This window comes from Enterococcus sp. LJL90, assembly GCF_056924355.1.
In genome coordinates this window covers 1-24189 of record NZ_JBXPBQ010000013.1, presented here as the reverse complement: position 1 = coordinate 24189, position 24189 = coordinate 1, and the positions used below count along the sequence as shown (strand labels likewise).

Annotated in this window: 38 protein-coding genes; all 38 read right to left on the bottom strand. The window is 37.9% G+C overall.

The genetic code is table 11. From position 1 onward, the window contains the following. Nucleotides 1–969 (bottom strand): phage tail family protein (locus AC1Z3S_RS18565; protein ID WP_461741611.1); only part of this gene is annotated, 969 nt, incomplete at its 3' end. Nucleotides 970–971: 2 nt separating this feature from the next. After that, nucleotides 972–5942 carry a phage tail tape measure protein gene (locus AC1Z3S_RS18560; protein WP_461741610.1) on the bottom strand — a complete coding sequence of 1657 codons (4971 nt, stop codon included), beginning with the start codon at nt 5940–5942 and terminating at the stop codon, nt 972–974. Nucleotides 5943–6097: 155 nt separating this feature from the next. Beyond that, the gene (gene gpG, locus AC1Z3S_RS18555; protein WP_461741609.1) at nt 6098–6508 is read right to left on the bottom strand and encodes a phage tail assembly chaperone G; all 411 of its coding nucleotides are present in this window, start codon (nt 6506–6508) and stop codon (nt 6098–6100) included. Between the two features lie 57 nt (nt 6509–6565). Next, the gene (locus AC1Z3S_RS18550; protein WP_461741608.1) at nt 6566–7186 is read right to left on the bottom strand and encodes a phage tail protein; all 621 of its coding nucleotides are present in this window, start codon (nt 7184–7186) and stop codon (nt 6566–6568) included. Between the two features lie 31 nt (nt 7187–7217). Then, a complete protein-coding gene (locus tag AC1Z3S_RS18545; protein ID WP_461741607.1) occupies nt 7218–7637 on the bottom strand; it encodes a hypothetical protein in 420 nt (139 codons plus the stop codon). After that, nucleotides 7634–8032 (bottom strand): hypothetical protein, encoded by a 399-nt coding sequence (locus AC1Z3S_RS18540; RefSeq protein WP_461741606.1) that lies wholly within the window; start codon nt 8030–8032, stop codon nt 7634–7636. The genes AC1Z3S_RS18545 and AC1Z3S_RS18540 overlap by 4 nt, the downstream gene beginning before the upstream one ends. Continuing rightward, nucleotides 8029–8400 (bottom strand): phage head-tail adapter protein, encoded by a 372-nt coding sequence (locus tag AC1Z3S_RS18535; RefSeq protein ID WP_461741605.1) that lies wholly within the window; start codon nt 8398–8400, stop codon nt 8029–8031. The genes AC1Z3S_RS18540 and AC1Z3S_RS18535 overlap by 4 nt, the downstream gene beginning before the upstream one ends. Further along, nucleotides 8390–8668 carry a phage gp6-like head-tail connector protein gene (locus AC1Z3S_RS18530; RefSeq protein WP_461741604.1) on the bottom strand — a complete coding sequence of 93 codons (279 nt, stop codon included), beginning with the start codon at nt 8666–8668 and terminating at the stop codon, nt 8390–8392. The genes AC1Z3S_RS18535 and AC1Z3S_RS18530 overlap by 11 nt, the downstream gene beginning before the upstream one ends. 14 nt (nt 8669–8682) lie before the next feature. Continuing rightward, nucleotides 8683–8919, bottom strand: coding sequence for an Ig-like domain-containing protein (locus AC1Z3S_RS18525; protein ID WP_461741603.1), 237 nt, complete (start codon nt 8917–8919; stop codon nt 8683–8685). 20 nt (nt 8920–8939) lie between these two features. Then, nucleotides 8940–10067, bottom strand: a complete 1128-nt coding sequence (locus AC1Z3S_RS18520) for a phage major capsid protein (protein ID WP_461741602.1) — start codon at nt 10065–10067, stop codon at nt 8940–8942. Nucleotides 10068–10091: 24 nt separating this feature from the next. Next, entirely contained in the window at nt 10092–10844 is a 753-nt protein-coding gene (locus AC1Z3S_RS18515) for a head maturation protease, ClpP-related (RefSeq protein ID WP_461741601.1), read from the bottom strand. A gap of 5 nt (nt 10845–10849) precedes the next feature. Next, the gene (locus tag AC1Z3S_RS18510) at nt 10850–11947 is read right to left on the bottom strand and encodes a phage portal protein (RefSeq protein WP_461741612.1); all 1098 of its coding nucleotides are present in this window, start codon (nt 11945–11947) and stop codon (nt 10850–10852) included. A gap of 268 nt (nt 11948–12215) precedes the next feature. Further along, the gene (locus AC1Z3S_RS18505) at nt 12216–13907 is read right to left on the bottom strand and encodes a terminase large subunit domain-containing protein (RefSeq protein WP_461741600.1); all 1692 of its coding nucleotides are present in this window, start codon (nt 13905–13907) and stop codon (nt 12216–12218) included. 2 nt (nt 13908–13909) lie between these two features. Beyond that, nucleotides 13910–14464: a helix-turn-helix domain-containing protein gene (locus AC1Z3S_RS18500; protein ID WP_461741599.1), complete on the bottom strand. Its 555-nt coding sequence runs from the start codon at nt 14462–14464 to the stop codon at nt 13910–13912. 153 nt (nt 14465–14617) lie between these two features. Beyond that, nucleotides 14618–14884: a hypothetical protein gene (locus AC1Z3S_RS18495; RefSeq protein ID WP_461741598.1), complete on the bottom strand. Its 267-nt coding sequence runs from the start codon at nt 14882–14884 to the stop codon at nt 14618–14620. Further along, nucleotides 14881–15387, bottom strand: a complete 507-nt coding sequence (locus tag AC1Z3S_RS18490) for a hypothetical protein (RefSeq protein ID WP_461741597.1) — start codon at nt 15385–15387, stop codon at nt 14881–14883. The genes AC1Z3S_RS18495 and AC1Z3S_RS18490 overlap by 4 nt, the downstream gene beginning before the upstream one ends. Beyond that, nucleotides 15378–15689 (bottom strand): HNH endonuclease, encoded by a 312-nt coding sequence (locus AC1Z3S_RS18485; RefSeq protein ID WP_461741596.1) that lies wholly within the window; start codon nt 15687–15689, stop codon nt 15378–15380. The genes AC1Z3S_RS18490 and AC1Z3S_RS18485 overlap by 10 nt, the downstream gene beginning before the upstream one ends. Next, nucleotides 15686–15925, bottom strand: coding sequence for a hypothetical protein (locus AC1Z3S_RS18480; protein ID WP_461741595.1), 240 nt, complete (start codon nt 15923–15925; stop codon nt 15686–15688). The genes AC1Z3S_RS18485 and AC1Z3S_RS18480 overlap by 4 nt, the downstream gene beginning before the upstream one ends. 150 nt (nt 15926–16075) lie before the next feature. Beyond that, nucleotides 16076–16231, bottom strand: coding sequence for a hypothetical protein (locus tag AC1Z3S_RS18475; RefSeq protein ID WP_461741594.1), 156 nt, complete (start codon nt 16229–16231; stop codon nt 16076–16078). Nucleotides 16232–16887: 656 nt separating this feature from the next. After that, on the bottom strand, nt 16888–17379 hold the full coding sequence (locus AC1Z3S_RS18470) for an ArpU family phage packaging/lysis transcriptional regulator (RefSeq protein ID WP_461741593.1): 492 nt from the start codon (nt 17377–17379) through the stop codon (nt 16888–16890). 181 nt (nt 17380–17560) lie between these two features. Further along, the gene (locus AC1Z3S_RS18465) at nt 17561–17758 is read right to left on the bottom strand and encodes a hypothetical protein (RefSeq protein WP_461741592.1); all 198 of its coding nucleotides are present in this window, start codon (nt 17756–17758) and stop codon (nt 17561–17563) included. Further along, complete coding sequence (locus AC1Z3S_RS18460) at nt 17755–17922, bottom strand: hypothetical protein (protein ID WP_461741591.1); 168 nt, start codon at nt 17920–17922, stop codon at nt 17755–17757. The genes AC1Z3S_RS18465 and AC1Z3S_RS18460 overlap by 4 nt, the downstream gene beginning before the upstream one ends. 40 nt (nt 17923–17962) lie before the next feature. Then, on the bottom strand, nt 17963–18712 hold the full coding sequence (locus AC1Z3S_RS18455; protein ID WP_461741590.1) for a hypothetical protein: 750 nt from the start codon (nt 18710–18712) through the stop codon (nt 17963–17965). Between the two features lie 2 nt (nt 18713–18714). Then, complete coding sequence (locus tag AC1Z3S_RS18450) at nt 18715–19263, bottom strand: LemA family protein (protein WP_461741589.1); 549 nt, start codon at nt 19261–19263, stop codon at nt 18715–18717. Nucleotides 19264–19321: 58 nt separating this feature from the next. Next, nucleotides 19322–19519, bottom strand: coding sequence for a hypothetical protein (locus AC1Z3S_RS18445; protein WP_461741588.1), 198 nt, complete (start codon nt 19517–19519; stop codon nt 19322–19324). Nucleotides 19520–19556: 37 nt separating this feature from the next. Continuing rightward, on the bottom strand, nt 19557–19763 hold the full coding sequence (locus tag AC1Z3S_RS18440) for a hypothetical protein (protein ID WP_461741587.1): 207 nt from the start codon (nt 19761–19763) through the stop codon (nt 19557–19559). 36 nt (nt 19764–19799) lie between these two features. After that, a complete protein-coding gene (locus AC1Z3S_RS18435; protein WP_461741586.1) occupies nt 19800–20033 on the bottom strand; it encodes a hypothetical protein in 234 nt (77 codons plus the stop codon). 60 nt (nt 20034–20093) lie between these two features. After that, complete coding sequence (locus AC1Z3S_RS18430; protein WP_461741585.1) at nt 20094–20483, bottom strand: DUF7448 domain-containing protein; 390 nt, start codon at nt 20481–20483, stop codon at nt 20094–20096. Nucleotides 20484–20537: 54 nt separating this feature from the next. Then, nucleotides 20538–20759, bottom strand: a complete 222-nt coding sequence (locus AC1Z3S_RS18425) for a hypothetical protein (protein WP_461741584.1) — start codon at nt 20757–20759, stop codon at nt 20538–20540. A gap of 30 nt (nt 20760–20789) precedes the next feature. Then, complete coding sequence (locus tag AC1Z3S_RS18420) at nt 20790–21143, bottom strand: YopX family protein (RefSeq protein WP_461741583.1); 354 nt, start codon at nt 21141–21143, stop codon at nt 20790–20792. Between the two features lie 11 nt (nt 21144–21154). Continuing rightward, on the bottom strand, nt 21155–21391 hold the full coding sequence (locus AC1Z3S_RS18415) for a hypothetical protein (RefSeq protein ID WP_461741582.1): 237 nt from the start codon (nt 21389–21391) through the stop codon (nt 21155–21157). A 37-nt stretch (nt 21392–21428) separates the two neighbouring features. Beyond that, nucleotides 21429–21836, bottom strand: coding sequence for a hypothetical protein (locus tag AC1Z3S_RS18410; RefSeq protein WP_461741581.1), 408 nt, complete (start codon nt 21834–21836; stop codon nt 21429–21431). After that, nucleotides 21833–22018, bottom strand: a complete 186-nt coding sequence (locus AC1Z3S_RS18405; RefSeq protein WP_461741580.1) for a hypothetical protein — start codon at nt 22016–22018, stop codon at nt 21833–21835. The genes AC1Z3S_RS18410 and AC1Z3S_RS18405 overlap by 4 nt, the downstream gene beginning before the upstream one ends. Nucleotides 22019–22026: 8 nt before the next feature. Continuing rightward, the gene (gene ssb, locus AC1Z3S_RS18400) at nt 22027–22524 is read right to left on the bottom strand and encodes a single-stranded DNA-binding protein (protein WP_461741579.1); all 498 of its coding nucleotides are present in this window, start codon (nt 22522–22524) and stop codon (nt 22027–22029) included. Further along, the gene (locus tag AC1Z3S_RS18395; protein ID WP_461741578.1) at nt 22521–22865 is read right to left on the bottom strand and encodes a VRR-NUC domain-containing protein; all 345 of its coding nucleotides are present in this window, start codon (nt 22863–22865) and stop codon (nt 22521–22523) included. Before AC1Z3S_RS18395 ends, ssb begins: the two co-directional genes overlap by 4 nt. Next, nucleotides 22862–23158 (bottom strand): hypothetical protein, encoded by a 297-nt coding sequence (locus AC1Z3S_RS18390; protein ID WP_461741577.1) that lies wholly within the window; start codon nt 23156–23158, stop codon nt 22862–22864. The genes AC1Z3S_RS18395 and AC1Z3S_RS18390 overlap by 4 nt, the downstream gene beginning before the upstream one ends. After that, the gene (locus tag AC1Z3S_RS18385; protein ID WP_461741576.1) at nt 23145–23909 is read right to left on the bottom strand and encodes a helix-turn-helix domain-containing protein; all 765 of its coding nucleotides are present in this window, start codon (nt 23907–23909) and stop codon (nt 23145–23147) included. The genes AC1Z3S_RS18390 and AC1Z3S_RS18385 overlap by 14 nt, the downstream gene beginning before the upstream one ends. Before the next feature lie 11 nt (nt 23910–23920). Continuing rightward, the coding region (locus AC1Z3S_RS18380) for a tyrosine-type recombinase/integrase (protein ID WP_461741575.1) at nt 23921–24189 on the bottom strand (269 nt) is incomplete at its 5' end.

Here is a 24189-nt window from a genome sequence, read left to right as displayed (position 1 = left end):
GAAATTTACCATGGCGCTATTTCCCACGCCATCATTTTTCTCAATCGCCATACCTGCAATAAACTTATTGGTTTCATCAACATACGCTAAGCACCATTCCCCTGTTTGTCCCATTACTCCGGTTTCAAACCACGCTCTAGCCCACAAGTAACAGGACTGCGCTGCAGTGGGCAATACAAGCTCTTTACAAGCGCCGTAATAGCCGCCGCCATTATTGGTAAAACTACTCGGTAGTTTCCCTAACCAGCCGCCATAATCAGTTATAGACGACATTGTCGTCACTACTTTTTTAGATTGATTTTCATAAAAGACGGAAGCGTCTTTCCAATTAGCGAAAGATTTCCCGCCGTCTTTCTCGAAAATGGTTGCCATTTTCTCTCGGACTTCACCATCTGCTTCATCCATATAACCTAACTGGGTGAGGAATGTTGCTTGGTCTTCATGAATGCCTATTGCACTCAGATACCCTGTTTCCGCATTGTTATGGAATTTCAATTGTAATGGTGTGTCCACTACGCCGTCATAGTTGATATCCATGGATAAGATGCCATTTTCATCTGGTTTAGCGGTTATAGGAGTTAATGTAGTCGCATGAGCAGTTCCGTCTGTAATTAAAAATGAGATATATACATCTACCTCGTTTGAATTTTCTAGCTCTCTAGTATACGAAGTATCTCCGTCGATTACTACATTCCAATATCTATCAGAAAACAGGGATATAGTTAATTTTTTTATCAAAGAAAAATCACTTAATGGCCTAATTAACTTATCTCTATATTCTATCCAATCATCATGGAAGAGGCGAAAATGAAACGTATATGAGCGATCATCTATTTTGGTTTCTAAAATTTTCTTGTTTTTTATTGAATGACTGATTCTAGGTAACAGTCCGAAATCAGGGGACTCAACCAAATCCATATAGTCAGTCAAATTAAATTCATCTAACTTAATCTTTACGTCAGATTGCATGTTTACCCCCTTATCTTTTGCAACATTGTATTCCTCAAAGTTTGTTTTTCCGTTACTACATCAGCCATTACTTTTCCATCAGCTACCAATTGTATGCTTCTTAAGTCTCTGCTGAAGCTGGACATAATTCGAGTTAATTCATCTAATTTATTGACAATATCCTCGTTATCCAGATTTACATTTAACGATCGTTGGTTAACAGGTGTGTTAGATGAGAATTCCTTGAGATCATCAACTCTAGTTGAATCAATCGGTACTCCTACTCCGCCAGCATATCTAGGAACCAACCGTCTAGTTTGACTAGCGGTATACACTTTAGAACCTTTTGGTAAGTCCGGAAGAAATACATCTCTTCCCTCTGGAATAAAGGGTATACCTCCTTTAGGTACAATCAATTCACGATAATTAGCTCCACGCTGATCGTTTACAATTGCAGGGCCACCGGCGTGAAATGTTGTTCCTTTTTCTAAACCTAAAATTTTTGCAACTGAACTACCAAAGCTAGCCACAACAGATAAGGTTTTTGTAATGACTGATGGTTTGTTTTGGAAGTTAGTAATTGCTCCTGTCGCATCGCTTGCTGGTCCTGAAACGTTATCCACTCCTCGGAGATTCTTACTTGCGGGGTTGTTATTCGCATATCGATTTAGCGAGCCTTCTGCTGTTGAAGCGGCGTTTTTGACTACCGATGAGTCCCCTTGTAGATTTTTAAACAACGGGTTATTTACGTCGTATCTGCTTAAAGCGGACCCCCCTGTATCGGCTGCCTTTATAGCGCTGCTAGAATCTCCTTGTAAGTTCTTGAATAGTGGATTGTTTGAATCATATAAACTTAAAGCTTGCTCTCCTGTGTCGGCGGCATTAATTACACTCGACGAATCGCCCAACAAATTTTTGAGTAATGGATTGTTTGAGTCGTACATGCTTAATTTGACATCTGCCTCCTCGATTGAGTTTATAACATCATAATTATCACCAGTTAAGGTTTTAAGAGCAGGAATTAAACCGTTATACGTTTCTAAGTCTAAGTTACCTTCCGCTACTTTCGTTCGAAGGTCCTCGTTGTTCGCAAGCATCATTTTGACATTCTCAGGTAAATTGGACCAAACATTCCATGATTCTGTTGAATCAAATACCTTTGTAGAAAGGTCTTCGTTGTTTGCCAACATCTTTTTCTCTGAATCAGGCAATGTGTTCCATTTTTCCCAAGCGTCTTTACTCACAAATAGCTTATCCATCAAGTCGTCATTATTAGCAATAACTTGTTTTACTTCTGACGGCATTTGATTCCAACGATTTAAAGAATCTTCTGATGCGAATACTTTAATCATCAAATCTTCGTTATCTGCAATCAGCTTCTTTTCACTATCGCTCATAGCATTCCATGAACTATAAAGAACTTCCGAAGTGTAAATCTTAGTTAATAAATCAGAATTATCTACTAGCAACTCCTTTGTTTCCGCCGGAATACTTTGCCATTGGATTAGCTTTTCTTGCGATTCTGACAAGACTTGTAAGAATTCGTAATTATCTGCACCTAACTCCTTTATCTCCGGATTCATTTCTTCCCATAACCCGAAATTCAAAAGAACCTCAGCCATTGTTTCAGGAGTGTTAGAATACATAAAAGCGGTTTTAGCTTCAAGAGACATTTCATCCCAGTTACCGCTTGCTTTTAAGGCATCGTACATTGTTATAGAAAACTCATCTTGCAAGATGGCTGTCTTATCTTCATAGGCCATTCCATCCCACCAGTTATTTGCGATTGCCGCTTCCCCGATAATTTTCTTGGCATTGGAATTTAAATTCGCATCGTGGACAACTAGTCTCATTTGATTCCATGTATTTGTATCTTTGGTAGCCTCGATTACTGCTTCACGTGCATTTGTTTTGACTTCACCAGTTTTTTCATCAAAAACTAGGTTATTCCATATTGAGCCAGCGTTTGTCGCTTCGTCAGCAGTCCAGTTTAGTGTTTCAGCGTTCTTTTCTGCATTAGCCGCTAATTCGTCTGACATGTTTTTAGCATTGTCAATAATTTTTTGGTTACTGGCAATCATCGCTTGAGCGCTTGAATCAGAGGCGTTTATTAATTGTCCGTTAGCTAACCAAACTTCGTTAGCTAATTCAGGATACTTTTCAAGTATGATAGCCATTTGGGAATCAAATCCATCTACAGTTGTCTGATTTATTTTATCCCAAGATTCCATGAATTTAGTTGCAAACTCTCCGTCAAGATCATAACCCATATCTTGAAGATTTTTTTTCATGTCTTCGCGCATTGCGTTATTATTTTCCGCTGCTGCTTGACGTTGCTTACCTAGTGATTGAAGCCATGTTTTCGCTTGTTCTTCTGAAGCGTTTGTAACATCCGCATTCATAGCTTCTAGGATTTGTTTCTTTTCTTTTTGCGATAAATCTAAAGTCTCTACATAAGCTTGTGTCGTTTCTTTAGCTAAAGACTGAATCATTTTTGCTTCCGCAATACTTACTTCACGATTGTTATCTGAGGCAGTTTTTCTAATTTCATCAATCTTGTCTTGGTTTTCTTGGACAATAGTGAGCGCATTTTCAGTTTTAGTAATCTCATCTTCTAACATCTCTTGAGCTGCCTTGCTAAAGTTAGATGGTAACTCTTCAAGTAGTCCATTAAGACCTTCTAATTTCTTAGTCAAAGAAGATTCGATAGTAGCGCCAATAGTTGTAATATTATCAACCATTCCCGGAGTATCGTTGCTAACGCCTTGTGCCATTAAGCCAAACTGTCCGGCTGCCTGTTCAGTATTCGATTTAACTGTTCCTAACGTTTCAGCTGTAACTGCGCCAACATCCGTGCCCCACTCTTTCACTCTTTGGCTCGAGTTCCAAGCTTCTTCACCAAATAGTTTCCAAGCTCCGTAACCAACTGCTAGAGCGCCGCCAACCCCTACAATTGCCAAAATGGCGGGGCCTAGTGGTCCTAATGTAGTCGCCATAGCCCCGAGGCCAGATGCGCCACTGGCATTTGCTGCTGCAGAGCCGAATAATCCGAATTTAGTTGCTCCGCCACCAAGCGCCGTTGATAGCGTATCAACACTAATCGCCCCTCCGGCAAGCTCTTTGGTTAATTCTGTAATAGCTTTTTTCTTCGCCATACTTGCGGAAAGCTCTACAAAGCTCTTGCCGAGTCCGCCTATACCCGAAGACATTTTACCTGTCAAAGAAAGGACTGGTCCGGCTGCTGCTGCGAAAGCAATCAGTTTTAAAATCATTTGTTGCGTCTTTGGGTCTGCTTCGCTAAATTTTTTAGCTAGATTGCCAAGATTTTCGATTAAAGGCTTTCCAGCTTCAAGCGCATCTCGCATAGCGTCAACAAAAGGACCTCCGATATCAATTGCGGCATCTACGAACTCGTTTTTTAACATTTTAAGTTTAGATTCCGTGGTTTCGTATCGTGTACTAGCTTCTTTCGTTAATGCTGTGTTCTCATCCCATGCAGTAGAAGACATTTCAACCGCACTAGTCAAGGTATCTGAAGCCAAAGCCAGAGACTTCAGCATATTAGACTGACGAACACCAGATAACCCCATGTCATCTAAAACCAGCGTCGCACTTTCTCCCTTATCAGCCAAACCGTCTAAACCTTTAATGAAAGCTTGAATAGCCTCAATAGGTTGCTCTTTCCATGTTTGGGAGAACTGTTCTGCAGACATTCCTGCAATATCAGCAAACTGTTGTAACGAATCTGCAGAGTCATTGGCTTGAGTATACATTTTTTTCAACTCGGCACTTGTTAAACCCAAAGCTCCGGCAATTGAATCCAAGTTGCTTCCGCCTTCTTGGATAGCAGCCGAAATTGAATCTAATGAGATACCAGCATTTGCTGCTCGTGAACTCAAATCATCAAACGCAATCGAACCATTCGCAACAGCGGTTTCCATCGCACCTAATGTTTGGGTCATAGCCGTTCCGCCAGCTTCAGCCTCAATACCAACTGAACTCATTGCTGCTGCTAATCCTAAGATTTCTTGGTTAGTTAGACCTGCAATTGTTCCGGCAGAAGCTAATCGGTTAGCCATATTTAAAACATCAGACTCGGTTGTTGCGAAATTATTCCCTAGCGCCACTAAACTGGAACCGTAGTTCGTGAATTGATCAGCAGATAACCCTGTAATATTTGCAATTTTCGCAATTGCTGTTGCGGCATCTTCAGCAGAAAGGTTAGTTGATTCGCCTAAATCAATCATTGTTTTAGTAAAAGACACAATGTCTTCTGTCGCAATTCCTAACTGACCACCAGCTTCTGCTACGGCTGCAATCTCTGCGTGAGTCGAAGGTAGTTGAGTAGCAAGATTTCTTAATCCTTGTTCCAAATCGGAATAAGAATAAACTACTTTCCCAGTTGAATCCACTACTTCATCATTGGTTTTCTTGACACCAGCAAAAGCTGATTCCCAAGAAATGGCTGCTGTTGTTACTGCAGTTGCAGCAGCGGCAATAGGCAAAGTGACACCTTTAGTCATTGCTGACCCCACAGTCTGCATGCCCTTCCCAGCAGATACCATTTTTTCGCTCGCAGAGTAGATAGCGCCTGTAGCTCCGGTCGTTTTAACTTGAAGTTCAGCATATGCGCCAGCAGTTTGTATCAATTGCTGACGATAACTTGCTAACTTGCCGTTTGCTTCTTGGAGCTGCGTTGCTAATCTTTTAGTTGAATCAGTCGCTTTACCATCGACAAAGGATTCATCATAGGCTTTCTTCAAAGAAGTAACTTGTTTTTCTTGGGCGCCTATAATATTCGTCAATCCCTGATATTTTGTTCCTAAAGCACTCAGCTGATTACCCGCTAAATTAGCAATTTTTAGATTTGCTTGCATTTCTTTAGCAAGATAAGAGACTTGCTTTTTACTATTTTGAACACCTTTACCAAAATCTGTATCATCAAGACCTAGCTTGATGACCATATTCCCCAATGGTGTGGCTGCTCCAGACATTTAATTACCTCCTCTCTCGCCTTTGACTAATTCCCATAATGGGCGAACTTTTTTGTTTTTCTTTTTGGATTTCGCTGGCATGCGCAAGAGAATTTCGTCCACATCTTTACAATCTGTTTCCAATAAACCTTTTATTGTCATTCCTGACAGTTGGGTTATAATTCCTCGGACGAAATCAAGCTGGAGGTCGTAGAATTCTCGCCAGCTTTTGCTAGTTCCTCCAGAATTTTTTTTGTTTTAGCGTCCTCCTCCTTTTTGAATCCAAGGACGCGATATCTTACTATGTCGTATATTTGTTCACGGTCACACGAATCTAGACCATCTAATATCGCTCGTTTAGTCACTTTTTTGTCATCAAATAGACTAGCAACGAATTCCGTTTGTAGTTCGTCGTACTGATCAGCCGTTGGTTGGATAAAATTTCCTTGACTGTCTTTTACGGATTCCAATTCCCTTTCTAAACGTATGTAATCAAGTCGTTTTGAAAACGGAATAAACTCTTGATAATAGTCCTTTGAGACACCTTTCGAGTCCCTTAACGTGAGTTTAATCATTCTATCGTTCAAAAAAATCCTCCTTTTCAATATAAAAAAGGTTAGTCCTTAGACTAACCTTGACTACAATTATTCACCGCCACCACTTGGGGGAGTAGCAGCTTCACCAAGTACTACTTTTTTCAAAGCGGCCACATTCTCGGAACCAAATGCTCTTAAAACTTTCATTTTTTCGGTTTTTGATTCTAACGTGATTTCACGAGTAATTGCGTTGAACACGTATTCTCCAGCTTCTGGCGTAAATTCTTCGTCCGTTTTGGTCGCCAAAGAATATCCATCGCGATTAAATTTACCAGCTAACATTGCGAATGCTACAGGTTCTCCATATAAATCCTCTGCTTCCGCAACTGCTGCAATATACGGAGGCTCTGTTTTGTCACCAAAACCATCGATGCCACCATCTGCGCCAAATGTCACCAATCCAAGCAATTCTTGTTCAATTTTTACTGGTACATCTAACAATCCAAAGTTTGCCGCAACTGTTCCTGTTCCTCTGGCGGCAATCCAATATTCACGATCCCCTGCAAATACTTTTTGAATTTCTTTTGATAATCCTGTCAAATCGAAGGAAGTCGGTCCACCTTCTTTTTGTTTTCCTTCAAGTACCCGAATACTTTTAGAGGTGTCGGGAGTTAAATCATCTTTCAGGATGCGTGTTGATAATGTACTAAATCCATATGTTTCTGCCATTGTAAATTCCTCCTAATAAAATAGACACCGATTAATAATCAGTGTCATGTATTTGTGTATTTTTTCTATAACGCCTTGCGTCAACAAAGCGTTTTGTTTCTGAGAAATATTCGTCAAGCCCGCCGTTTAGCTGAGCATAACCAAATTCCCCCATCGCAGTTTTCACTGCTTTCGCAATTTCTTTAGTCAAGATTCTTGATCGAGTTTCAACATTAATTTGATAACTAAACGTTTGCGACATCTCTTTATTCGCTGCATAATAGGCACTAGTTGGGGGTCCTAGCGGCGTATCGATAATAATAAAAGGTTTCTCCGTATCTAGAGACTCTGGAGCTTCATAAAATTTAATGCGATAGTCGGTTTTGCCTTCAGGATTTTGAAAACTTGTGTGTTGCATAATCACAGAATTAGCAATTAATTGATTATAGACTTCCATCATCATATCTTTCATCGCCCTAATTCCTCCAACTCTGATCGCATTTTTTGCATTGCGGACCCTTTTGTATTATCAACTACGCCTTGTAATTTCCCCATGCCCCTTGGACTTACGTATTTTCCGAATCGAGTATAGCCAAATTCATTAAGATGGACCAAGCGCCATCTAGACCCTGCGCCCCAGCCGACTTCAACTCGTTTAGGTGGCCCTTTTTTTATTCCAGAAGTTACAACTGTTTCGTGGGTTTCTCCAGTATCGATATAGCTAGAAACTGCTTCTTCGACATCTTTTTTTAGCTCGTTTCCGTAATTTTTCAAAGCTTTATTTACAACACGATTAGTTCTAGAAACACCTAGTTTCGCTTCGATATTTTTCAGAATATCTTCCATGCCGGTAACAGATACACTCATGAATACACCCCCAAAATAATTTTAATAAACTCGTTTCTTTCTACATCAGGTGAGAAATCAACTATATCCCATTCGATTCCTTTATACCTGTAATCATCTAGGGTCACTTTGTGGGCATTATCCGGTAAATAGTCCATATAGGGATCTCGAATCTTAATTGTGACTGCCTTCTTTGTTCCTTTCCCATTAAGTATATCCCGGTCTTTTGACGAAGGATTATAGACTAGGCATGTGCAAGTGTACAATTTTTCTTTTTTTGCCTCTCCTGGTTCTGGACCAGTATTTGGAGCGGAACCAAAAAAAGTAACTGGTGTATTTAAATCACCAGCCACTATTTCAGGTCTTTTATATTTAGAATTAATTGGCATCTTTTTCACCTGCTATATCAATAGAAGCATCCATAATCATAGTTTGGAAGTTGTCATAAAAATATTCAAGCGCTTCGTTCCTTAAATAGCGAGTACGCTCGTAGACCAATTCTTTACCCTTTTCATATTTTTTAGGATCGAACTTCCCAATGATTGATTTTATATCAGAAAATCCGCTTTCCAGTTGGCCGCCGATATTTTCATCTTCTGAGGAATGGAAAATGCGAAAACGAGCTTTATATTCCTCAACAAACTCTTTTTCGTTCATTTGCTGTCACCTCCCTATTTTGTAGTGACAGTCACTTCGCATTCCGTGGTTAATCCATTCGCTGTTGTTGCCATGATTTTAGCCGTTCCTGCGCTGACTGCTGTAATTTTACCTTGTTTTGGTGTTACAGTTGCTATTGCGGCATCTGAGCTTGTGAACGTCACTGATTTGTCACTAGCTGTTTCTGGTTCAACAGTAGCGGTCAAAGTTTCAGTTCCCCCAACTACAAGAGAGACAGAGGTTTTATCCAACGTAACTCCTGAGGGGGATATTACTCCCCCGAACCACCATCAGTAGGAATTGCTAAATCCCAGACAGCAGCTACTTTGTCATCTTTTGCTTTTCCAAAAACAAATGTTTTTGCTGCGTACAAATCTAAATCTTCCAACGCAAGAGTTTGATCAAATTTTTTAATCGACACTCCTCCAGCCGCATAAGCATCATAACGTTCGCCTACAAAAGAAACGGCTTTTTTAGCAACTTGAGCAACAGATTCAATAATATTTAAGTTGTAAGGTAAAGCCGTCACATAAACACCGTTTGCATTTAAAAATGTGTACTGCGCTTTAACACCCCATGCATCAGTCGGGTTTACTACTAATGCTACTTTGCCACCTACTGCAAAAGATTTTCCGTTTTCTTTTGTTGAATGATATTTATACATTTCCGTAAGTTCTTTAACAGTAGTTTTTGAATCCGCAAATGTTAATTTACCACTTGATGCCTTTTCCGGATAAACTCCGCCAGTGATTGCTACATCCTTCTGAACTTGGCGATTTAATCCAACGGGTTGATCTTTACCTGTACCAGCTAAGAAAGCTAACTCCATTGCAACGGCAAAAGCTTCTTGGATTTGCAAGCGAACAAATGATTCCACCCACGCAGGACCAAAGCTTGTTAAATCTTTTGGAATAACAACAAAAGCAGTTAATTTATTTTGAATGGCTTCTTCATCACTGAAAGAAGCATCTAATTGACCTTTGATTTCATCAAAGATTTTTCCCCAAACCGCAACTCCACTTGTTTCTGATTTTAAGAACTTCAAGCGTAATCCTGCGTTTTTGAGGCCAATTGCGGAAAGTAACGGGTGTTCTGTAACAACATCTTCAAAAATATTGTCAATGGTTTCTTGCGGTAACAACGTTTCTTCTTTGTAGCCAACTTCCTTGTTGATTTCATTAAAGAACTTACGTTGTTCAGCGTTTAGTTTAGCATCTAGTGTTGACCCAGATGCATAAGATACCGCTGCAGTTTCACCGGCTTTTTTTGCTTCTTGAATCATTTGATCTAACATTTCACCGTACAATTCACCTACTTTTTCAATCGCCTCATTGTTTTGAACGGCTTGAATCCATGCAGCTTTGGCATTTTCAAAATCCTTAGATAATTTAATTGTCATAAATATGACCTCCTGTTTTCTGTGCTAGAAAATGAATTTAACAAAAGGTGAATCACCCTCCATGTTCTCATCTTCAATTTCAAAATCTTTTTTTATTTGTTCAGTTACATCATGGATAATTTTGTTTATTTGATCATCGTTGAAGTTCAACTGCATAGACGGTGGTTGCTGATTTTTCAACTTTTTAACTTCGTTAATAAGTTTTTTTGGAATCAATCCGTTGCCTGAATGTGCAATTAACTGAACACGTTCTTCGTTTTCAAACATTACCTCATCGGCGAATCCTTTTTCAATTGACTCCTCAGCGGTTAACCAAGTTTCGTTATCCATTAAAGCTAAAATTTCATCTTTGCTTTTTCCGGTTTTTTCTACATAAGCATTTGCTAGAGAATGATTTGCTTTTTGTAAAATTTCACTTGCTTTTTCCATGTCATGATAATCGCCACCAGCGCCCATTTGAACATTATGAATCATTATTTGGCCTACCGGGCTTATTGCAACCTTATTCGCTCCCATTGCAATAATTGAAGCTGCTGAGCCGGCCCATACAATATTGGCTGTTACATTGCCATCGTACGATCGAAGGGCTGTATAAATCTCGTTGCCTTGGTCTACTAAACCACCACCAGAATTGATTGTGATTTCTACATCTTCATTTGTTTCTGGGAGTTTATTCAAAACATCATTTGGACAAGTCGCATCCATATCAAGCCAATCGTAAATCCACTTATCATCATTTGATATAATCGGACCATTAATTTTAATTTTTACGGCCATAACCTTCATTCACCCCCTTTCACTACTTTTTGATAGTTCTTAGTCATAATTAATTCTTGGCCTTCTCCATTTGGCAAAGCATCATAATCAACTTCTTCACGAACTTCATCACGTAGAAATGTTCCGGAAGATACGACTTTATCAATTTGCGTGGCATTTTCTAGTATGCTAATTGGCAAGACCTTGGAAACAATAACTCTCTCACCTTCGCCATATTCATGACGAGTGATAATTTTTGCTGTTAATTCATCTTGCAATTTTTTAACTAAAGGCGTAATGCAGAGTTTTCTAAAAGCTCTAATGTTAGAGTCAAGCTCTGCTTTCTCACCGTAAATAAGCGCCGTAGGAACTCCTATGGCGTTGGCGATATCATCAATTAACGATGATTTCATTTTATTCAGTTCGTCTAACGACTGATTAGATACACCTTGCTTGTTGGTGTACTCTTCGTAGTCAACTCCTTTAATCTTTGCTACAATAGCGACTGATTTTGTTTTGAAGGAATTATAGACTTTGTCAATGTACTCTTGTAACCTTTGGCTTCTTGTTTTGCCATTTTTGTCAACATCTTCGTTAAATGCTCCACTAGAATCAATTGACACAGACGCTCTTATCTGATTGTTGCGCATCGCAACTTCTAATATACGTCCGAACAATTCACCGTAATCTTCAAATAATCCATTCGTAAACATATCCAACTTTTCATTATTGTATTCAAGAAATATTACCTCTGACATTTTAAATCTTCTCTCGAACGTATAATTCTTCACAGATACGAGTGAAAACACATCTTCATACACAGCGTATTTTTCACGGTAATAATCATCAGCTATTAACATTTGGTTATCATCCGTGAATATTACCAAAACTTCATTATCATCTAGCAAACGATAAAAGAACTTTTCCCAAAAAGTAGAAGCTGACATATCAGAATTTGGCCGTACATTCAAAATATAATTCCAGTCGGTAGTACCATCTTTATTTTTGAATTTCACTTCCATCGTTGACATTGTCCTAGCGACAAAGTCAAGAACCGTATTTTTGGCCATAGTTTTCAAATATGAACGGTTAGCTAAACTTTCAACGAATTCATAGTCCAGCATCCAATCTATTTCATTGTTTTTCTTAAAAATATCTAAAATCCCCAATAATTCTCACCACCTTTCAATTGAATTAGATGTCTGGATCACCTACACTTTCCGGCAAATCGCCTACCAGATTTGTTTTGGTGCTGTTCTGGCGGTTTCTTCTTGTATCCCAAAGGCGTTGTAGTTACTTTAGTGAAATAAACTGTATTGCCGGCCATTATGTTTTGTGTTTTTCGCTCTACATTTAGATAATGAGGTTTGTACATAATAATCACTCGCTTTCCTAAAAGTCTAATTCATCCAACATGTCGAAGGCTTCGTCATAATCAATCTGTTCATCTAATTCAGTCGCCTTATATAAAGCATGTACAAATGCTTGAAATCCATCTGTTTTGCGCTTTACTTCTTCTTTCTTTAAAAATTGTTTACCATCTTTTGTTTCTTTTACATACACGTTATTGGTAAACCATCTCATCAGAGGATTATCTCCGAATATAAATTTTTGATTTGCGAAACCATCTTCCACTCTCGGCGCTAACAGAGGGTGCAGATTTGAGGGTTTTTTCAACCTAATAACTTCAAAACCTTCTTTTTCTAACATCGGACCTAATATGTCAGCTTTATAATTATCCATTACAATCACCCTCACTCCGTACTCTTCACGAGCGTTTATAAACCAATCTAAGATATGTTTAGGATTCAAAGAAGGCTCATCTACCACTTTCATAAGCCCCATTTTTTCCCATTTTTTTATCGGTGCACGTTTCTCGCTACCAACTAGCTGCTCTTTCAACGAATAGCCATAATGGACATCACAGAATTGTTTTATTGCATAGGTAAAGGACTTAAAGGCATACTCGTCTTTTTTTCGATTTTTAAATAGCAATCCACAAGTAGCAAAATCTCGAACACTCCCAAAATCCAGCGATCCTATAGGAACCGTATTTAATTCAAAGAACGAACGATTAGTTGCCATCATTTCTTCTTTTGTAGCAACAGAGTTTTCCATATTGTCTTCAAGAAAATCCATACGTTTTGTAACAAATGCTGAGCGTCCAGAAGGTTCTGTAGCTAAAGTGGTATATTCTTTCATAATTCGATTGAGCAACCTTTTTCCACGTTTATTCAACGGTGGTTGCAATGCTGGATTAGCTTTAGGCCAATTCTCTGGATTATCCATTTCTTCAATCTCGTCTAACTCGCAAATATAAGGAAAGACACCTTTGAACTCGGTTAACCCATTCAAAATATCTTCGCATTGACGATATTTAATATCAAAATAACCTTCACGAACAAAGCCTTTTGTACCGATAAAAAATTGGCGACCATGATCCACTTTACCAAGCCCACCAGAAAACACATCAACAATATCGGTGGTTTCCATTTCGTGGTACTCGTCATAAATTACTGCACCTTCACGCCCGCCATCTTGCGAACTAGCATTACTTGTTTTGTATTCAAAAACCGATTGCGTTTCTAATCCAGTTAGGCTGCTTTTGTATGCTTCAAATTCTTCTTTTAAATCTTCGTTGCCTTTTTTGTTAATGACCCGATAGCATTCTTGGAAGCTTCGCTTTGCTTGTTTTTCACTGTTGGCCACGATAGAAACATCGTAATAATCTATTCCATGAAGCGAACTAACAAAATAATTTGCTAAGGTGGAGATAAAGCCGTTCTTACCACCACCGCGGCCCATATTAATTACGAACTCATCAAAAACAACTTCATCATCTTCTTTGTAAAACAAAAAAATGAATGCGGAAATAAACTTTTCCCATTCATCTAAATCAAAATACCAAGCTTGGCTAAACTCGATATAATTATTTATTTGTTCCTCGTCAAAATAATAAAAATCGTCACGAGGCAAGATTTCTTTTTCGATAAGTTGTAAAAGCTGCACTCTTTTTTCGTTTAGGACTAACTCACCAGATTTCCACTTACGAATGTAGGAATCGACATACTGATTAAAAAGCATAGCTATTTCCTACCGAGCAATTTGCTTTTTTTGTCGACTTTCGCATTTTGTGGCAATAATTCGGTGAGTTGTTTGATAATAGCTTGATACGATTTATCTCTATTATCGTAATTTTCGACTATCGGCCTTTTTCTATCATAAGCAATTTGATTTTCGCTTTGCTTAAATTTTTCGTATTCACCGTTTTCAATAATATCTTTCCAGTTATCATCTAAAAGAATTCTCAGTCTAGCTGCTTGAGTGATCAGCCCTTCAACTAAATCAAGCTTATCTTTAGGAACTTTTTCAAATATTTTTTTTAATCGAGTTTTTTCTTCATCTACACGTTTTTCTAAATCATCCATACGATCATTTAGTAAGAAATGTACACTCACATTCAACGCTTCAGCAATTTTATTCAATTTTTCAATACTTGGAGAATTTTTGCCATTTTCTATCATTCCATAATATCGACTAGACATGTTGCTTTTATTCGCTATATCAATCTGAGTAAGACCTAACTCTATCCTTTTGTTCTTCATTCGAGAAGCAACTGACTTCGTATCCAAACTAATCACCTTCTTTCTTTTTAGTGTAGCGGGCCCAGGGGGAGGGGAGGGTAAAAAAACATCAATGCATTTGCAGAATTAACCCCATCCACCGGTACCCATAGCCCCCACTTTGCCCCAAAAATATTCGACGGGGGGTATGTTAGTCCCCACTTTCATGTGCTATTCGGTCTGATTTTTGGATTTGGTTTCCACGAAATCGATTGACAATGAGAAGTAATCGTACGTTACTTCTTCTCTTTCTGGTACTGGATGAGTTTCGCTGTAGTCTCCACCCATTATGATTACATGACCATCATCAACTCGCTGTTTAAATGAATTTAACTCATCAATTGCATCTTGAATCCAAGCGCTGGCATCATATCTTGATTCATTTAGATTTTGAATTGCTGATCCTTTTTTAATAAATGTTTTTTCGTCTTTAGTCATTGATTGAACACCTCTCCTAAATTATTAATGGACAGAACTTTATTTTCAGGATTACCTTTAGTTAAATAGACAAACGTCACTGTCTTTGTTCCTGGCTCTTCACTGGCAGTTACATAGTGCATAGTCATTGATACAACGCCCACTTCTTTGCCTTTGATATAAAGCTTGGGTACTTCACCGTTTAAGTCATAACTAATATCATCTTTAGATAAACGTTCATTGATCCTATAATCTGGTTTATCATTCCGAATAAAGTCATCTGTAAATCTTCTGACTACAATATCATCGTCTCTAAATTTTCCCAACGCTGCTAATAATCCAGGTCCTTGAGTAGCTGAGTAATCAATTAGCAATTTCTTTCCACCAATCCCATCTGAATTAGATAAAGAAATTCTAGCCTCTGGATAAATTCTCCTTAACTTTTTAGCAAACCAAGGTGAACTGACAACGATTGTATATGAGCCATCTTCTATATAATCGTTTAAAGTCTTACTTACCACCATTCATCATCCCACTTTCTTTTCTTTTGTTGCCCACGATAGTTCATCCGATCGTGTCGCTTGTTGTGGCAGTCCTTGCATAAAGTTCTAAGGTTATCAATATCTAGCGCAAGCTCCGGATAATCTTCTAACTCTTTTATGTGATCTACTTCTAGAACTGAATCATATTGAGTAGTGAGTTTCCCTTCGGCTTTGCACCATTGGCATTCAAAGTGATCTAACTCCAACCGTTTCTTTCTTAGATGCTTCCACTTGCTTGACGAATAAAACTTTGCTCTACCTTGCCTCGTTGATGTATCCATCATTCAAACAAGCTACCAAACGCTTCTTGCCTAGTTTTAGTTCCGTTGTGCTTCGAACCTTCCGCCTTCACCTCATCCGCTCCAGTAATCTTTGCAATACGAGCTAAGGAGTCCGCAGCTTCCTCAGCAGACATAGACGATTCTATTCCTATATTTTTTACGCCAACCAATACTTCTGGAACTTTGTTACCTTCAATTGATAAAGAAATTCCAGGTTCAATACACTGTTTCATTTCCATTCACCTTCACTCTTTCCACTATTGAATACATAGTATAATCAATACTAAATTAAAAAGGCTCTATCCCTTATGGTGCTTAGGATTGAGCTACTCTATTTGAATCTATTAAACTACCGGTTTTGTACAAAATAAAAACAGCCACAAGGGCTGCTAATTAGACCATTTATCTAGCCGACTCTTGACCCTAGCTTGAGATTCTCGAACCTCTTGTTTCAGTTCGTCTCGGTCAAGATTAAAATTCTTTTTACGCCGCCGATTCTTTTCCTCTAATTTTTCGAGTTCACGTTTCATTTGTTTATTAGACATCCTAACCCCTCCGCTTTAATCTTCGTAAGAGTGAACGTTTCTTTTTCGACTGTTCAATCTTCCAGTCCTTATACGAAACTTCGACTTCCGCTAAGGGATATCTTATGAATTTATCAATATCATTTCTAGTATTGATATCTTGGTGTTCAATTTGCTCAGCTACTATTTTCATCCTATCCCCTTTAATTAATCGGCCATCGAAAATGTAGGTTTATGGCCATAATAAAAAGACCGCCTAAGCAATCTATATGTAATGGAGATAGCTTAGATTAAAGACATTAAATGTTCTTGAACTATCTCCGCAAGCTGTTTCCGCAGCCTGTTTTGTTTTTATAGTAACCAGTGTCGCTGATGACGATTTATGGCTACTGTAATCAGTTATCAGTCGCACCGACGAACGCTTTAACTAGTATGTAGTAATTGAGATTCCGTGGCTGATAACTGATTTATGTACGTGAAACATTCATTTAACGGAAGAAGACTTCCTCCCTTCGTTAAACAAATGTTTTTTTATATTCACTAGCAAGCGATTTTCTAAAGTCCATTTTAGTTTTCGATGACGCTCGCTGGTTTATATACTTTTTTGATACTACTATTCTACTTGGTTCCAATACAAGAAACACCTAATTAATCCCTAATTTATCCCTAAAAAATCCCTAATTTTTGAAAGCAAATAATTCTCCACCGTGATACGCCTCTGCAAATTCAATTAATGCAGTATCTCGATATAGTTCAATACTTTTGACGCTGTACGACTTTTCTACTAACCTGCCAAAATCATCGGCTTCATAAACAACTATACGTGCTGCAATATCTCTTAACCTGTATCTATCAGGCTTTCGATAGCTGTAATCTAAAATCTGCTGAGATATTGTCGGCAGCGAATCTATCGCACAATCAATATCATGCACTAACTCATTAGCCGCAATGTCTTTGCTAACATTTCTTAGTTGATAAATGATATTTTTCTCAACTCCGTTTGCATTGTTACGATGGGTAGGCATATCAGAATATTTAGGAGATTGCAGCAAGTTTTGTGTTCTGACAATCCCGCCACTAAGCCTGTTCGCACTGCGATACCGTGAAAGTAGTTTTCTAACATTGTCCTTAGTTTTCTTTTCATCTATTTCTCTAAACAAAGTTACCAAGCAATCCCGCCCCTTTTTTGGTATAATTAGGTGTCAGATAACTATGCCGAGCGAGAGCTTGGCTTTTTTGTTGCTTGTGCTATAATTTTGTTTGCGTGGATCACTTCAAGTCATAAAGGGATTTCTGATTTTAGGTTCGAATTACACCACGCTCTAACGTCTCTTTGGAGGCGTTTTTTTGTTACTCCCAATCCTTTTTCATATCCGACCACACCAATATTGTTTCACTCGAAACATCAATCAGTATCTTTTTACCAGTATGTCTGTCAGTCGCTGTAAATTGACCATCACCGTGTTTATCAAATTCTTTTAAGCTTTTATAGCCAAATCTTCTAGCGATTGCTCTAATGTGTTTATATGGGATATTTTTGTCAGTCATTTGTTCCGCTCCTTAATTTTATTGGCTGTATCTTTGACCTTCTCAACTGCATTTTCCAAATATGGCTCTAAATCATTTTGCATAATATTAAATATTGATTCGTCTAAATATTCTAAGGCCTCAGCCAGCGCTAACCATTCTGCTGCTGTTAATTCGTTTTTCATTCATATCATCCTCTCTTAGTCTGTAAAAGGGGTGGTTAGCCTACCCCTCAAGGTATTTATTGTCGAAATATACAAATCCTAGATTTACGGCAATAATTATCAATATCCAAAATATCCAGAAATAAATTGTATTTGTTCTAACGATATTTTTTCCGTGAGTAATCATTTCATCTAGTGTTCTTGTACTCAGCTCAATCTTTTTACTGTTGATTGGTTTGATACCATCTTCAGCGGTTTTAGCGATAAAACTTGCTTCAAACGTTTTCGGAACAACTCTGTAATAGTATCTGACATCTGACCTCTCGTAATAATAATCTCCGTAGCTTGAAGTTGGAATCAGAGAAAATAGACTTGAATCATACTGGTTTTCATAAAAACTAAGAGTGTTTGACTGCTTTTCTTCTGTACCGTAATAATCCCAAGTCCAATATACTTCAGTCCTATATCCCTTCAATTTGCCATCAGAATCATACTCAGCAACTTCACGAGTATGCATTGTGTAAACTTCTTTAGTTTTTGACACATAGGCATATTCACCATCTATTTCATCAAAAGAAACAGGATCAATAGCTGTAAAGGACGCAGAAACCATTATGTTCCCTTGTTGAGTTTTTAAGGAGTAATCATACTCGGCTTTTTCTCTTATTTTTATAGCTGTAGCATATACTTTTTCTTGGTCAACTGAGCTTTCTAAAATTTTATTTGATAATAGGAATCCGCCAGCTAGTAAAATTAAAGAGATTATCACACAAACTATTAATTCTCTTTTAGTTATCTCAATATCCCTCATAGCTACTTACCAAATAAATTAGTTGTTGCTTGATCGTCTACATCAAATTCCAGATAATCAAATTCTATTTGTTCATATCCGTTTAGAGATAGGAACTGCTTAGCTGGAAATTTTCTAACAAAACGCTTGTATTGTTTAACAAAGTCATTGTAGCTATCCCTATAATCGGCAATTCTATTTTCAGTGATAGAAAATTCTTGCATGATGTTTTGGTAGTTCTCTTGACTTTTTAATTCTGGATATTGCTCTACGACAACCGATAATGTTTCTGATGCATCAGTTAAATTACCAGACTCGGCGCTTTTCCTTGCCTCCACGATGCTTTCCAATGTGCTGCCTTCATAATCGTTATAACTTTCTACTGCATCCACTAGGTTAGTAAATAGGTCCACTCTCCGTTTTTCTTCTTTACTAATCGCAGCATTGGATTCTGCAATAGACTCCTCAAGCACAATTGCTTTGTTTTCAACGGATTTACCATAAACAAAAACGGTAATTCCTAAAGCCGCAACAACTCCCAAAATAATTAGGATTAATTTATAGTTTTTCATGTATTCCCTCTTTTCATTTTATTTGTCGGTAAAAGCGTGAGTTAGTCTACTCAAATTTTTAATCGTACTCACATTCGCCTAACTCAATCTCGCTCTTACAATATGAACAGGTAATACTTCCATGATTACCAGAATATAAATCATTGCCAAAGTAATCATGTAATTCTTTCCAGTCATAGTCATCTTCATAATCACAAACAGGACAAGTAATATTCACATGGTCAGGTACAGAGCATATTACATAATCTGCTTTCATTTCTTACCCTCCAATCGTTTAAACCTTCCTTCAGTGGTTACTTAACTTCTTTTTCTTCGATGTAATACATATCTAAATCAGAATTGCCTCTCCTAAAGAATGTCTTTCTTACCCAAACATCACTATCCTGTTTTTCTGTGAAACCGGAAAACAGGATGTAGTCAATTGCGTCCTGTTTATTTTTGAATGCCTCAGCTACTTCAATTTGCTTATCAATATCTCGCACAACGATGTAAATTTTCACGTTGATGTCTCCTTTCTCAGTGGACAAAAGCTTCCTTTAGCCGATTAACTTGTCGCCGCAATTATCACAATAATTCCTAAAATTGCCAGCTTGCCCTGCTCCGCATTTCTCACAAATTTGAGTATCATACTCGTACTCGATAGATTCACCTTCAAAAATATTAAGACCGCAGTAAACACAGTTTAAATGGTTTCCACTAACAACTTTTTTGCATTTTGGACATAAAAGATGAGTCGCTTTTGCTGTCCTTTTCATAATTTTAATAGACATTTATCTCACTCCTTAATTGGCTCCTTTAGCATAATCGCCAAAACATCTATTTTTTCTGGCTTAAGCATTACAAACTGGGTAATGGAGTTTTTTAACTACAAGCGAACAAACACTGTAGTAATACCCTCCGTTCCCATCATTTGCGTAACAATTTGCTTGGGCTACTACGTTCTGATTGTGAAATAGAACAATCTCTGCCCTTGATGTTGAACCGTCACCGTTATAAACTTTATGGCCTTTATCTAATCGGATAACCTCAGTTATCAGTGCATCTAACTCAACATTTTCGAACTGGCCTCCAGCACTAGCACAGCAATCTGATTCACTCATTTCGATTGTTACTTTGGTTCCATCCTCAAGAACAAGTTCATCTTTATCCCATGAAGCAATTCTTTGATTCAGTAATACTTTTCTCAACTCTTCAAAGGTGCCATATCCTTCTCTAAACATAATTTGACCTCCATACTTTTAAAATTATGTGACTTGATTTGTTGCAAGTAGCCTTTAGCTGACTTTTAAAACTATGTCATCTTGGGTAGTTGGAAAATATTCATATATTTCAAGATCATATTCTCCCCAATTTTTTCGCTCGTAGAAATCAGGTTCAAATTCACAATCAATATCAATAAGCGCTTGTATCATTGCCGTTTTAAGAATACTGTCATCATTCGTCATACATAAAATATTCCCACCGTTTAAATCAATCAAAACTTTTACTGACTTCATTTTCTTCCTCCTAGTGGGCTAACCCCCACGTTAATCTACTTTTAACAACTCTGGATTCTCATATACATTACCTATCACTTCAATCTGAAACTCATCAATACGGTACATATATCCACCGTCAAAACAAATATTAAATCCATTTCTAACAAACTTAATAATGCCTACTTCAATTCCAAATCGAACATAGAACTTACAAATATCACCTTCATAAATCTCAGCCCCATTTTTATCTTTTAAACCTGTAAACTGAATTAGTTTTATATCTTTCAAGTCGTATGAGTCACCACCAACTACATCTACATTTCCCCATTTCAGATATAATATCCCGACTGTTCCCATTTGTTTTTCTTCGGGAATCCAAACTCTGTACTTAATTTCCCCCATAAGTACCTCCTTCATTCATCTGAGTATTTTTGGATAATTTGTAATATAGAAATCATTCTTTCAATTTCCATAGCATTATTTGTGTCAAAATCATGGCTGAAGGCTGGATAAATTTGACTATCCTGAAGCCACAGCACCATTTCTTCTTTTCCAGATTTAATGTTCAGGTGATCTGCTTCAATTTCAATCTTGATTTGAGAATCTACATCCCAGAGTTCCATAGACATAGCCGCTAAATTATCAAACATATCTTTCTCCTCTCAGTGGACTAAAGCCACAGTTTCTCTACTGGGCTTTTTTTACAAACGGCAGTTTCATGTCTTCTTCCGAAAAATCATGAATCGTAGCTAACTCTTTTTTTAATGTATTGTGGACAACATCGTGTTCCTTGACCCAAGCGCGCATTCTCCAATTGTTCACTCCAAGGCTCTTGGCGATTTCAGCATTGGTATAACCCTTGCTTTTCAAATATAAAAAGTTTCCTCTTGTTAATGAATTTAGCCACATCCTGGGAAGCGGTGGGCGTTGCCTCGTTATTTTTTCATGTTTTACATTGCCTAGCCCTGTTGCTTCTGTGTACTTCACAACTTCAGCCGCTTTCTCCGGGTTTTTATCCCAATCATCTTCTTGGATAAGGTAATACAACCCTAAGCGTTTTTGCCTTTTTTCCTCAATGCGTTGTCTTGTAATCATATCTTCACATACCCCATTTCAATCAAAAATCCTTCTTTCAAATCCAGTGCTTGAACAGATTTCAACACAGCCTTTTCTTGCTCGTAAATCATCTGAGCTTTGCTAATTTCAACAAATTGGTATAGCCGATCTTCTTCGTCAGCTACGATAGCTTTATGCTCGTTAAAATAAATTCTTTTCATGGCCTACCTCAGAAAGGAAGGTCGTCGTCTGAGATATCGATACTCGAATTGTTTTCAAACGGATCAGATTGATTATTGTTAAAACCGTCTGAATTTCGCTGTGAGGCGTTTTGCTGATAAGACGATTGATTATCCATAAAATTGTTTTGCAAGCCTGTACGGCTATTTTTTTGCCCAAAATCGCTATTCTTGCTTTCTAGCAATTGAAAATTATTCGCAACCACTTCTGTCACGTATACTCGCTGACCTTGTTGATTTTCATAATTCCTAGTCTGAATAGCTCCTGTAACACCAATTAGCGAGCCTTTCTTAGCGTAGTTCACAAGCGTTTCTGCCGGCTTACGCCAGATAACACAGTTGATAAAATCTGCTTCTGTGTTGCCTTCTTGATTTTTGAAATTACGATTAACAGCTAGAGTGAATGTAGCCACTGCCACTCCGCTTGCGGTATATCGTAAATCCGGATTTTTTGTCAGTCTTCCGATTAATACAACGTTGTTAATCATTTGCTTTCCTCATCTCGTATAGTCATTTGGCCTTCTAGTATTTTTAAAGCATCATCAACACTTCTGGCTACTCCGTTTAATATTCTATTTTCGTTTGCTGCTGTTAAAAACTTGTATTGGTCATCAGATAGTTTGCCTTTGTCAAGTTTCACCTCGATGAAAAATAGCTGCGGCACACTGTCATCAGTCACTCTTGCGCCAAACAAATCAGGGAATCCTTTTTCTAATCCTTGGCCACGAGTTTTATACGTCAGCTTTTTACCTGAGTCCACTTGCCAGCACTTGTGACCAAGACTAATCAAGTGATTTTTAATTTGCTTTTGTAGCTCTAATTCGTTCACTGTCCGGCCTCTTTCTTCTCCAGCTTGTTAATCAGACCCACCGCAAACGCCCTGTTTTCGTCATAGGTCCTTTGAAACAAATCTTCTAACTCCCACGGCTTATTTTTCATGCTCCAAATTGTCATGAAATACATCCAGAAATACTTGTTGAAACACTTCTTGCCTTGCTCGTCATTGTCTAATCCACCGTTAAGAATGTGTTCTTTGAACTGGTCAACAGCAATCTGGCAAAATTCTGCAATATCAGTCGCTAACAGCGAATTAAGTTTTTTCGCCAAATCAAAGTTGCTCATTATCCTCACGCTCCCTAATCATTCTTGAGATTTCTTCGTCACTAGGCAGCTCACGAACCGGCGGCTTGCTTAGCTCTCTTGGTTCTACACGGCGTTTATACTGATTTCTTTTCCCAAACTGTTTCTTTGGTGTTAAATCATATTCATCGTTATACCTTTCATCACGAATCCATCTGAAAAGCTCCGCAGGAGAATACCAATCGCTGTTTAATTTGATATATTCAAGATAATCAGAGAAGCCTTTTCGGAATTGCGCAAGAGATTTATCATCGGTTACCTTCTTCATAAATTGTTGATAGGCTTTTTGCTTTAATGTCTTTTTGGGATAAGATTTCCAAATCAGCTCGAAGTCGTCTTTATATATATAGTTATTAATTGTATTATTAAATGTATTATTATCTGCGAAGTTTTCTTCCATAGGGGCGGGAAGTTTTTTTCGTGAGGGTGTAGAAGTTTCTTTCCATACCTCCCGAATGAAAATTCTACGCTGTTCTATCTCCTTCGTGTTATTTTTATATATAATTTCAACGCGAATATATCCCTTGTCCGAAAGACATCTAACCCAGTTCGTTATACTTCTGGTACTTACCCCATATAATTCTGCGAAATATTGATTTCCAGCCCAGCAATATCCTTTCTCGTTGCTCAAGGCTGTTATTTCTCCGTATAATAGCTTAGCGTTCGCTTTTAATTCGGTGTCATATCTGACTGAAGCGGGTATGACAGCAAAATAATTTTTTTGGACTTCCACGAGTTCACCTTCTATTCATTCCTGATTTCACGATATTTTTCACTTAATTCATTTGTACTAAGCTTCGTATAAATCGTGGTAGTTGCTATGCTTTCGTGTCCAAGCATTTGTTGTAAATCTGTTGAATCACCACCGTTTGCGATAAATTCTTTCGCAAAAAAATGTCTTACAGTATGCGGATAAACTTTTTCTTTTTTTACCTTCGCTTTACCGGCAATTGTCTTCAAACGTTTGCGGTAAAAATCTTGCGACTTATGAAAAATAATGGTTGAGATTCGTC